This is a genomic window from Geodermatophilus sp. SYSU D01106, from assembly GCF_054049995.1.
Genome location: NZ_JBJGYM010000028.1, coordinates 43139 through 52536 on the forward strand (window position 1 = coordinate 43139; position 9398 = coordinate 52536).

Genomic DNA, 9398 nt, shown 5'->3' on the forward strand with positions numbered 1-9398 from the left:
GTCGGCGGGGGTCACTGTGTCACGGGCGGGGTAGGGGTCCGGTGTTCCACCAGACCCCGAGGAGGACCCGTGTCCGAACCGACCGACGACCTGCGCGAGCGCGCCCGCGAGCACGTCCGGCAGATGCCCGCCGAGACCGCGCTGGGCAACGCCGACCCCGCCGGGGGCTCCACCGACGACCCGAAGATCATGGACGACGCCGCCCGCGAGGAGGGCGAGCAGCAGTCCTGATCAGCGGTCCCCTCGGCTGAGCAACCGGCCGAGGGGGCTGCCGTCGGCCTCCCGCCCGCGCAGCCAGGTCCGCCGGACGACGCCGGTGAGCTCCCGCCCGGCGTAGGGCGTCACCGGGTTGCGGTGCTGCAGCCGGCCCACGGTGAACGGCTCGTCGGGCGCGAAGGCCACCAGGTCGGCGTCCCGCCCGACGGCGATCGCGCCCTTGCCCGGGAGCCCGGCCAGCCGCGCCGGCGCCTCCGCCATCCACCCGACCACCTGCGGGAGCGGGATGCCACGGGCCCGCGCCCCGGTCCACACCGCCGGCAGGGTCACCTGCAGGCCCGCGATGCCGCCCCAGGCCAGCCCGAAGTCGCCGACGTCGAGCCGCTTGAGCTCGGGCGTGCACGGCGAGTGGTCGCTCACGACCAGGTCGACGTCGCCGGCCGCCAGCGCCGCCCACAGCGCCTCCCGGTGCGCCGCCTCGCGGATCGGCGGGCAGCACTTGTAGGCGGTGTCGCCGTCGGGCACGTCCTCGGCGGCGAAGGTCAGGTAGTGCGGGCAGGTCTCCACGGTGACGCGCACGCCGTCAGAACGGGCGGCGCGCAGCAGCGGCAGCGCGTCGCCGTCGGCCAGGTGGACGACGTGGCTGCGCGCGCCGGTGTCCCGCGTGGCCGCGACCAGCCGGCCGATCGCCGTCTCCTCCGCCGCGGGCGGCCGGGAGGTGAGGAACGCCGCGTAGCTCGCGCCCGCTGGCTCCGGCGCCGCGTCGATGACCGCCTCGTCCTCGGCGTGCGCGATCAGCAGCCCTTCGAACGCCGCCAGCTCGGCCAGCGCGGCGCGCAGGCCGGCGTCGTCCAGCGGCGGGAACTCCGGCACCCCGGAGTCGAGCAGGAAGCACTTGAACCCGACGACGCCGGCCTCGTGCATCGGCCGCAGCTCGGCGAGGTTGCCGGGCACCGCGCCGCCCCAGAACGCCACGTCGACGGCGACCTGCCCGGCCGCCACCTCCCGCTTGACCCGCAGCGCGTCGAGCGTGGTGGTCGCCGGCACGGAGTTCAGCGGCATGTCCACGATCGTGGTGATCCCGCCGGCGGCCGCGGCCCGGGTGGCGCTGGCGAAGCCCTCCCACTCGGTGCGGCCCGGCTCGTTGACGTGCACGTGGCTGTCGACCAGCCCCGGGATCAGGACCTCGTCGTCGGCGAGGGTGACCGCGCCGGGCGGGACGTCGTCGAACGCCGTCACCGCCGTGACGACGCCGTCCCGCGTGTGCACGGCCGCGGCACGCTCGCCGCCCGGCAGCACCACCCGCCGCGCCCGCACGACGAGGCTCACGCCACCGCCTCCACCGCGCGCACCACGGTGTGCAGCTCGGCGCCCCAGGCGGTGGCCACCCACCCGGTGTCCAGCGGCAGGCGGACGGCGTCCCCGGCGGTCAGCACCCCGGCAGCCTGCCCCACGTGCACCGTGGACGCGTAGGCACGCGGCGCGACCGGCGGCAGCCAGGCCGGCGCTCCCGGGCCGAGACCGACGGTCGTGTGCACCAGCGGCCGCCCGTCGGCGACCACCCGCGTGGTGCCGGTCCACCGGCCGGGCTCCTCGCCGGTGCGGCCGAGCAGCACCTGCTCGGTGGCGGTCAGCACGGCGCCCGCCGCGAGCTCCGCCGTCAGCCCGGCGCGGTGGTGCGCGCCCCGAGCGACGACGGTCGGCTCCATCCGCAGGTCGAGCTCCCCGGCCACCTCCGCGAGGACGCGCTGCACCGAGGGCCGGTCGCCGTCGCGGGCGGGCAGCGCGACGGCGGCGGCCACCGAGCGCACCGCGAGCACGGCGCCCTCCTCGACCACCAGCCGGATCTCGGCGTCGTCGCCGCCGAGCGGGCCGAACGCCGTCGCCACGAGGTGGACGGCGGACGGACCGGTCCGGCGCACCGCCAGCTGCCCGCTCCCGCGGACCACCGGCAGCACGGTGCGCCCGCCGGGCCCCCGCCGCGCGACGACCTCGACCCGTGTCCTCACGCCTGCTGCAGCTGCCGCGCCCGCACCTGTGCGCGCACCCACTCGGCCACCTCGGTGGCGGCCGGGTCCTCGCGCAGCGAGATGAGCAGGGTCGGCTTGTCCCCGCGCACCACCGCGGAGTCGCGCCGCATGACGTCGAGGTCGGCGCCCACCAGCGGCGCGAGGTCGGTCTTGTTCACCACGAGCAGGTCGCTCGCGGTGACCCCGGGCCCGCCCTTGCGCGGCACCTTGTCCCCGCCGGCGACGTCGACGACGAACACCTGCACGTCGACCAGCCCGTAGCTGAAGCTCGCCGTCAGGTTGTCCCCGCCGGACTCCACGAGCACCAGCTCCAGGCCGGGGTGGCGGGCCTCGAGCAGCTCGACGGCGTCGAGGTTGGCGGTGATGTCGTCGCGGATGGCGGTGTGCGGGCAGCAGCCGGTCTGCACCGCCTCGATCCGGTCGTCGGGGAGGACGGCGTTTCGGCGCAGGAAGTCGGCGTCCTCGGTCGTGTAGATGTCGTTGGTGACGACGGCGAGGTCGTACTCGGCGCCGAGCGTGCGGCACAGCGCGGCGGCGAGCGCCGTCTTGCCCGAACCGACCGGGCCGCCGAGCCCGACGCGCAGCGGCCCGCCGTGCCGGTGTCCGTGCTCGTAGGCGTCCACGTAGTCGTCCAGGTTGTGGTCAGGTGGCATGTGTCCTCCGGTTGGTGATCATGACGCGAAGAAGCGGTCCCCTCTCGTGGCGTGCACCTCGGCCAGCAGGTCGAGGAGCGGGTCGGTGTCGGCGGGCAGCTCGCCGTCCGCGCGCGAGAGGCAGTCCTCGGCGACGGCGTCGATCTCCGGCGCGAGCCGCGCGGTGACGGCGGCGACGGTGAGCGGGTCCATGGCGAGCAGCCGCTGGGCCGCGGTCGCCGGGCCGCTGACCGACAGGTAGGCGGCGGCCGCGGCGGCGTCGCGGGGCGTCAGCCCGCCGGCGGCCGCGGCGACGCCGAGCGCGACGGGGTGGTGCGGCGCGGCGGGCAGGGCGTCCCAGAGCGGCGAGGGCCAGGCGCGGCGGCCCACCCGCACGAGCCCGCGGCCCTGCTGCCGGGAGGCGGCCCGCAGCGCCGGCGACGGCGTCCGCGCGTCGGCCTCCGCATCGAGCACCGGGAGGTTCCTTCCACGGCACGCCGCTGCAGCGAGCCCGGCCGCCACAGCGCCGGACGTCACCAGCCGGCGCAGCAGGAAGGCGGCCAGCGACGCCGGGTCGCGCACCAGCCCGGCCGCGATCGCCTGCTCCACCCCGCCGGAATGCGTGTGCCCGCCCGCGGGGAGCCGCGAGTCGGCCAGCGTGAGCAGGGAGGCCGTCATCAGAACAGGAAGTACCGCTGCGCCATCGGCAGCTCGCGCACCGGCTCGGGCTCCCACACCTCGCCGTCCACGGTCACCGTGAAGGTGTCCGGGTCGACGCGGATCTCCGGCAGCGCGGTGTTCTCCGGCATGTCGGCCTTGGTGAGCCGGGTGGTGTCGGTGACCGCGGCCAGCCGCCGGTCGATGGCCAGCCGGTCGCCGAGCCCCGCCTCCAGGGCCGCCGGCGCCACGAAGTGCACCGAGGTCAGCGCCGGCACCTTCCCGTACGCGCCGAACATCGGCCGCGGGAGCTGCGGCTGCGGCGTCGGGATGGAGGCGTTGGCGTCGCCCATCTGCGCCCACGCGACCATCCCGCCCTTGAGCACCGCGTGCGGGCGGACGCCGAAGAACCGCGGGTCCCACAGCACGAGGTCGGCGAGCTTGCCGGGCTCCACCGAGCCCACCTCGCCGTCGATGCCGTGCGCCACCGCCGGGCAGATCGTGTACTTCGCGACGTACCGGCGCGCCCGCAGGTTGTCCGCGGCGCCGTCGCCGGCCAGCGACCCGCGCTTGCGCTTCATCACGTGCGCCGTCTGCCAGGTGCGCATCACGACCTCGCCCACCCGGCCCATGGCCTGCGCGTCGGAGCCGATCATCGAGATGGCGCCGATGTCGTGCAGCAGGTCCTCGGCGGCGATCGTCGTCGGCCGGATCCGGCTCTCGGCGAAGGCCAGGTCCTCCGGCACGGAGGAGTCCAGGTGGTGGCAGACCATGAGCATGTCGAGGTGCTCGTCGAGGGTGTTCACCGTGTGCGGCCGGGTCGGGTTGGTCGACGACGGCAGCACGTTCGGGTGCCCGGCGACGGTGATGATGTCCGGCGCGTGCCCGCCCCCGGCACCCTCGGTGTGGTACGCGTGGATCGACCGGCCGGCGATCGCCGCCAGGGTGTCCTCGACGAACCCGGCCTCGTTGAGCGTGTCCGAGTGCAGCGCGACCGGGACGCCGTTGCGCCCGGCCACGGTGAGGCAGGCGTCGATCGCCGCGGGCGTGGAGCCCCAGTCCTCGTGCAACTTGAACCCGCTGGCACCGGCGCGGAGCTGCTCCTCCATCGACTCGAGCGAGACCGTGTTGCCCTTGCCGAGCAGCGCGACGTTCACCGGCCACGGGTCCATCGCCTCGAGCATCCGGGCCAGGTACCAGGCACCCGGGGTGATCGTGGTGGCCTTCGACCCCTCGGCCGGTCCGGTGCCGCCGCCGATGAGCGTGGTGACCCCGGAGCCGAGCGCCGTGGGGACGATCTGCGGGCAGATGAAGTGCACGTGGCAGTCGATGCCGCCGGCGGTCAGGATCCGGCCGTTGCCGGCCATCACCTCGGTGCCCGGGCCGATCACCAGGTCGGGGTGGACGCCGTCCATGGTGTCGGGGTTGCCGGCCTTGCCCAGCGCCACGATCCGCCCGTCGCGGATGCCGACGTCGGCCTTGACGATCCCCCAGTGGTCCAGGACGACGGCGCCGGTGATGACCAGGTCGGGTGCGCCCTGCGCGCGGGTGGCGCGGCCCTGGCCCATCGACTCGCGGATCACCTTGCCGCCGCCGAAGACCGCCTCCTCGCCGGCGCGGCCGGGGCCGCCGCAACGGTCCTCCTCGACCTCGATCAGCAGGTCGGTGTCGGCCAGCCGGATGCGGTCGCCCGTCGTGGGGCCGTACAGCTGGGCGTAGCGCTCGCGGGACAGCTGCACCATCAGCCGAGCCCTCCCTCTGCGGTCAGGCCGGGGACGACGCGCGCGCCGGCCAGCGGCACCAGCGTCACCGCGCGGGTGATGCCGGGCTCGAAGCGGACGGCGGTGCCGGCGGCGACGTCGAGCCGGTGGCCGGCTGCCGCGGCTCGGTCGAAGGCCAGGGCGCGGTTGGTCTGCGCGAAGTGGAGGTGCGAGCCCACCTGCACCGGCCGGTCGCCGGTGTTGGTCACCTCGAGCTCGATCCGCGGGACGCCGGGCAGCGTCTCGATCGTCCCCTCCGCGGGGATGACCTCACCCGGGACCACGGGCCCCACGCTCACGGGATCGGGTGGTGGACCGTGACCAGCTTGGTCCCGTCCGGGAAGGTCGCCTCCACCTGCACCTCCTCCAGCAGCTCGGGGACGCCGTCCATCACGTCGTCGCGGGTGAGCACCGTGCGGCCGGACTGCATGAGCTCGGCCACCAGCACGCCGTCGCGGGCGCCCTCGAGCACGTGGTCGGTGACGATCGCCGTCGCCTCGGGCAGGTTGAGCCGCAGGCCCCGCGCGCGCCGTCGTCGTGCCAGCTCGGCGGCGTAGGAGAGCAGCAGGCGCTCCTGCTCGTGCGGGGAGAGGTGCACGCGGGGTCCTCCGGGGGTCGGCGGAGCCCGGACGCTAACCGCCGGATGTGTCGCGGCGGTTACCTGAGCGGGCGGAAGAACTCCCGGACGTCGGCCAGCAGCTCGCCCGGCCGTTCCATCGCCGCGAAGTGCCCGCCGCTGTCGTGCTCGCGCCAGAGCCGCAGGTCGGTCAGCTGCCGCTCCACCCACGCCCGCGGCGGCACGAAGATCTCGTGCGGGAACAGCGAGACGCCGGACGGCACGTCCACCTGCGGTGCCCGCTCCTCCGGAGCCCGGGCCATCTCCCAGTACATCCGCGCCGACGACGTCGCCGTCCGCGTGAACCAGTAGACCGAGACGTCGTCCAGCAGCCGGTCGAGCGCGATCGCGGAGGTCGGGTCGCCGTCGTTGTCGGTCCAGGCGGCGAACTTCTCGAGGATCCACGCGGCCTGCCCGGCCGGGGAGTCGGTGAGGCCGTAGCCGAGCGTCTGCGGCCGGGTGCGGTGCTGGTGGCTGTAGGACGACCCGTCGGTGCGGAAGGTGCGCATCCGGTCCAGGGCGCGCTGCTCGCGCTCGTCGAACTCGGTCTGCCCGGGCGGCGGCTCGGTCACCACCATGTTGAGGTGCACGCCGGCCACCCGGTCGGGGTGGCGCGCGCCCAGGTTGGCCGACACGAACGAGCCGATGTCCCCGCCCTGCGCCCCGAAGCGCTCGTACCCGAGCCGGCGCATCACCTCCGCCCACGCGTCCGCGGTCCGCGCCGGACCCCAGCCGGGCGCCTCCGGGTGCCCGCTCCACCCGTAGCCGGGCAGCGACGGCACGACGACGGAGAACGCGTCGCGCGGGTCCTCGGGGTCGGTGAGCGGGCCGAGGAGGTCGAGGAACTCGAGCACCGACCCGGGCCAGCCGTGCGTGAGGACCAGCGGCAGCGCGCCGGGGTGCGGCGAGGGGACGTGCAGGAGGTGGACCGCCAGCCCGTCGACGACCGTCGTCAGCTGGGGGACGGCGTCCAGCCGGGCCTGGCAGGCGGACCAGTCGTACTCCTCGGCCCAGTACCGGCAGACCTCGCGCAGCCAGTCCAGCGGCACGCCCTGCGACCAGTCAGCGACCGTCGCGGCGTCGGGCCAGCGGGTGCCGCGCAGCCGGCGGCGGAGGTCGTCCACCTCCTCCACGGGGACGTCGACGGTGAAGGGCGTCAGTGCGTCGTCCACGGCGCGACCGTAGCCGCTCTTGACGGTCGGGCTCCACCACCCCTACGGTTCACTACATGAGTAATGAACCCCGGCACCGGGACGGGCCGGCGGGACACCGGGGCGCCGGGTGAACGAGGACGCCGGCCCGATCTTCCGGCAGGTCGCGGCCCAGATCGAGAACGCGATCGTCGACGGCTCCCTCCCCGAGGAGAGCCAGGCGCCCTCGTCGAACGAGCTCAGCGCCTTCCACCGCATCAACCCCGCGACAGCCGCCAAGGGCCTCAACCAGCTCGTCACCGACGGGGTCCTCTACAAGAGACGAGGAGTCGGGATGTTCGTCGCCACGGGCGCCCGGGAGCAGCTGCTCAAGCGCCGCCGCAGCGAGTTCGCCGACCAGTACGTCCGCCCCCTGATGACCGAGGCCTCCAAGCTCGGCATCTCCACCACCGAGCTGGCCCGCATGATCGACCGCTGGGAGGACGAGCGATGACCGCCGCCGCGGCGCTGACCGACGTCACTATGCGGTACCGGGAGCACACCGCCCTCGACGCGGTGACCACCTCCTTCGCCACCGACGGCATCACGGGCCTGCTGGGCCGCAACGGCGCCGGCAAGACGACGCTCATGCAGCTGCTCGCCGGGCACCGCGTGCCCACCAGCGGCCAGGTGCGGGTGCTCGGCACCGACCCGTACGAGGACGACGCCGTCCTCCAGCAGATCTGCTTCGTCAAGGAGAGCCAGCGCTACCCCGACCACTTCCGGGTGCGCGACGCCCTCGCGGCGGCGGCCACCCTCTTCCCCACCTGGGACGAGGACCTGGCCCGCTCGCTGGTGGCCGACTTCGACCTCCCGGCCCGCCGGCCGGTGGTCAAGCTGTCCCGCGGGATGGTGTCGGCCGTCGGCATCACCATCGGCCTGGCCTCCCGGGCGCCGGTCACCTTCTTCGACGAGCCCTACCTGGGCCTCGACGCCGTCGCCCGCCAGCTCTTCTACGACCGGCTGATCGCCGACTACGCCGAGGAGCCCCGGACGATCGTCCTGTCCACGCACCTCATCGAGGAGATCAGCGGGCTGCTCGAGCACGTCGTCCTCCTCGACGGCGGCCGGGTGCTCCTCGACGACGACGTCGAGACCCTGCGCGCCTCCGCCCTCACCGTCACCGGCCCGACCGGGCGCGTCGAGGCGCTGGCACGGGAGCACGAGGTGCTCACCCGGGACGCCCTGGGCGGGTCGACGCGCGCCGTCCTGCGCCTCGGCCGGCCGCTCGACCCGGCCGACCTCGCGGCGTCCGGCCTGACGGCGGAGCCGACGCCGCTGCAGCAGCTCGTCGTCGCCCTGAGCACGCGCGCCGCGGGGACGCCCTCCGCGGCCGCCGCGGCCCGCACCGCCCGTTCCTCCACGCCCTACGAGGGAACCACCCGATGAACCGCGTCCTGGCGTCCGCCCGGCTGCACGCGATGAACCCGCTGCTGACCGTCGGCATCCCCTGGGGCGTCGTCTCGCTCAGCTTCGTCATCAACCTGGCGGTGTGGTCCCTGACCGACGCCGGCACGCAGCCGGGCGGCGGCATCACCGGCGGCGTCGCGTCCCTCTACATCACCGTCCTGGTGGTCTTCATCCAGTCGGTCACCCAGGTGATGCCCTTCGCGATGGGGATGAGCTTGAGCCGGCGCACCTTCTACCTGGGGACGGCACTGGCCGCGCTGGTCGCGGCGCTGGTCTACGGGGTCGCCGTGGCGCTGCTCGTCGCGATCGAGGACGCCACCGGCGGCTGGGGGATCCGGCTGAACTTCTGGGCCCCCGGCCAGATGGACGTCGACAACGTCGCCCTGCAGGTGCTCGTCTCCGGCGCCCCGATGCTCGCCGCGGCCTTCCTCGGTGTGGCGATCGGTGTGGTGATGAAGCGCTGGGGCCAGTACGGCATCTGGGGCCTGGTGATCGGCGCGATGGTCGTCTTCGGCGGCCTGGCCGTCCTGGTCTCCTGGCGCGGCTGGTGGGGCGACGTGGGCACCTGGCTGGTGGACCAGTCGACGCTCACCACGGCCGTCGCCATCCCGGTGGCCCTGGCGGCCGTCGCAGCGGCACTGTCCTTCGCCGGCCTCCGGCGGGTCGTCCCCTGACGGCGCACGACTGACGCCCGCGGCCCCGGTTCCGTCCTGACGGAACCGGGGCCGTTGCCCATTCCGCGACCGTTCCGGATGAATGGTCCCGGAAATGCAGGAAGGGCCCCCACCGGGTGGTGGGGGCCCTTCCTGTGAGGAGTTGTCCGGCGGCGTCCTACTCTCCCACCCCGTCTCCAGGGCAGTACCATCGGCGCTGAGAGGCTTAGCTTC

General features: G+C 74.8%; 12 protein-coding genes. 4 read left to right on the top strand and 8 right to left on the bottom strand.

Annotated features, from left to right (window positions below; all coding sequences use genetic code 11):
- The first annotated feature begins 69 nt into the window (after positions 1-69).
- Complete coding sequence (locus ACI78R_RS21375) at positions 70-231, top strand: hypothetical protein (RefSeq protein ID WP_175562755.1); 162 nt, start codon at positions 70-72, stop codon at positions 229-231.
- On the opposite strand, the gene allB is transcribed toward ACI78R_RS21375, so the two are convergent.
- The 8 genes from allB to ACI78R_RS21415 are packed head-to-tail and all read right to left on the bottom strand — an operon-like array spanning position 232 to position 7083.
- Positions 232-1545 (bottom strand): allantoinase AllB, encoded by a 1314-nt coding sequence (gene allB / locus ACI78R_RS21380; RefSeq protein WP_457042200.1) that lies wholly within the window; start codon positions 1543-1545, stop codon positions 232-234.
- Positions 1542-2225, bottom strand: a complete 684-nt coding sequence (locus tag ACI78R_RS21385) for an urease accessory protein UreD (protein ID WP_073417732.1) — start codon at positions 2223-2225, stop codon at positions 1542-1544. The genes allB and ACI78R_RS21385 overlap by 4 nt, the downstream gene beginning before the upstream one ends.
- The gene (ureG, locus tag ACI78R_RS21390; protein ID WP_073417730.1) at positions 2222-2899 is read right to left on the bottom strand and encodes an urease accessory protein UreG; all 678 of its coding nucleotides are present in this window, start codon (positions 2897-2899) and stop codon (positions 2222-2224) included. Before ureG ends, ACI78R_RS21385 begins: the two co-directional genes overlap by 4 nt.
- An 18-nt stretch (positions 2900-2917) precedes the next feature.
- Positions 2918-3556 (bottom strand): urease accessory protein UreF, encoded by a 639-nt coding sequence (locus ACI78R_RS21395; protein ID WP_457042201.1) that lies wholly within the window; start codon positions 3554-3556, stop codon positions 2918-2920.
- Positions 3556-5277, bottom strand: a complete 1722-nt coding sequence (locus tag ACI78R_RS21400; RefSeq protein ID WP_073417726.1) for an urease subunit alpha — start codon at positions 5275-5277, stop codon at positions 3556-3558. The genes ACI78R_RS21395 and ACI78R_RS21400 overlap by 1 nt, the downstream gene beginning before the upstream one ends.
- Complete coding sequence (locus ACI78R_RS21405) at positions 5277-5594, bottom strand: urease subunit beta (RefSeq protein WP_457042202.1); 318 nt, start codon at positions 5592-5594, stop codon at positions 5277-5279. The genes ACI78R_RS21400 and ACI78R_RS21405 overlap by 1 nt, the downstream gene beginning before the upstream one ends.
- On the bottom strand, positions 5591-5893 hold the full coding sequence (locus ACI78R_RS21410) for an urease subunit gamma (RefSeq protein WP_073417724.1): 303 nt from the start codon (positions 5891-5893) through the stop codon (positions 5591-5593). Before ACI78R_RS21410 ends, ACI78R_RS21405 begins: the two co-directional genes overlap by 4 nt.
- Before the next feature lie 59 nt (positions 5894-5952).
- Positions 5953-7083, bottom strand: coding sequence for an epoxide hydrolase family protein (locus tag ACI78R_RS21415; RefSeq protein ID WP_457042203.1), 1131 nt, complete (start codon positions 7081-7083; stop codon positions 5953-5955).
- A gap of 109 nt (positions 7084-7192) precedes the next feature.
- Here ACI78R_RS21415 and ACI78R_RS21420 point away from each other — a divergent pair, with 109 nt between their 5' ends.
- The 3 genes from ACI78R_RS21420 to ACI78R_RS21430 are packed head-to-tail and all read left to right on the top strand — an operon-like array spanning position 7193 to position 9185.
- A complete protein-coding gene (locus ACI78R_RS21420) occupies positions 7193-7555 on the top strand; it encodes a GntR family transcriptional regulator (RefSeq protein ID WP_073417720.1) in 363 nt (120 codons plus the stop codon).
- Entirely contained in the window at positions 7552-8490 is a 939-nt protein-coding gene (locus ACI78R_RS21425; protein ID WP_457042204.1) for an ABC transporter ATP-binding protein, read from the top strand. The genes ACI78R_RS21420 and ACI78R_RS21425 overlap by 4 nt, the downstream gene beginning before the upstream one ends.
- Entirely contained in the window at positions 8487-9185 is a 699-nt protein-coding gene (locus ACI78R_RS21430) for a hypothetical protein (protein WP_457042205.1), read from the top strand. Before ACI78R_RS21425 ends, ACI78R_RS21430 begins: the two co-directional genes overlap by 4 nt.
- Positions 9186-9398 lie beyond the last annotated feature (213 nt).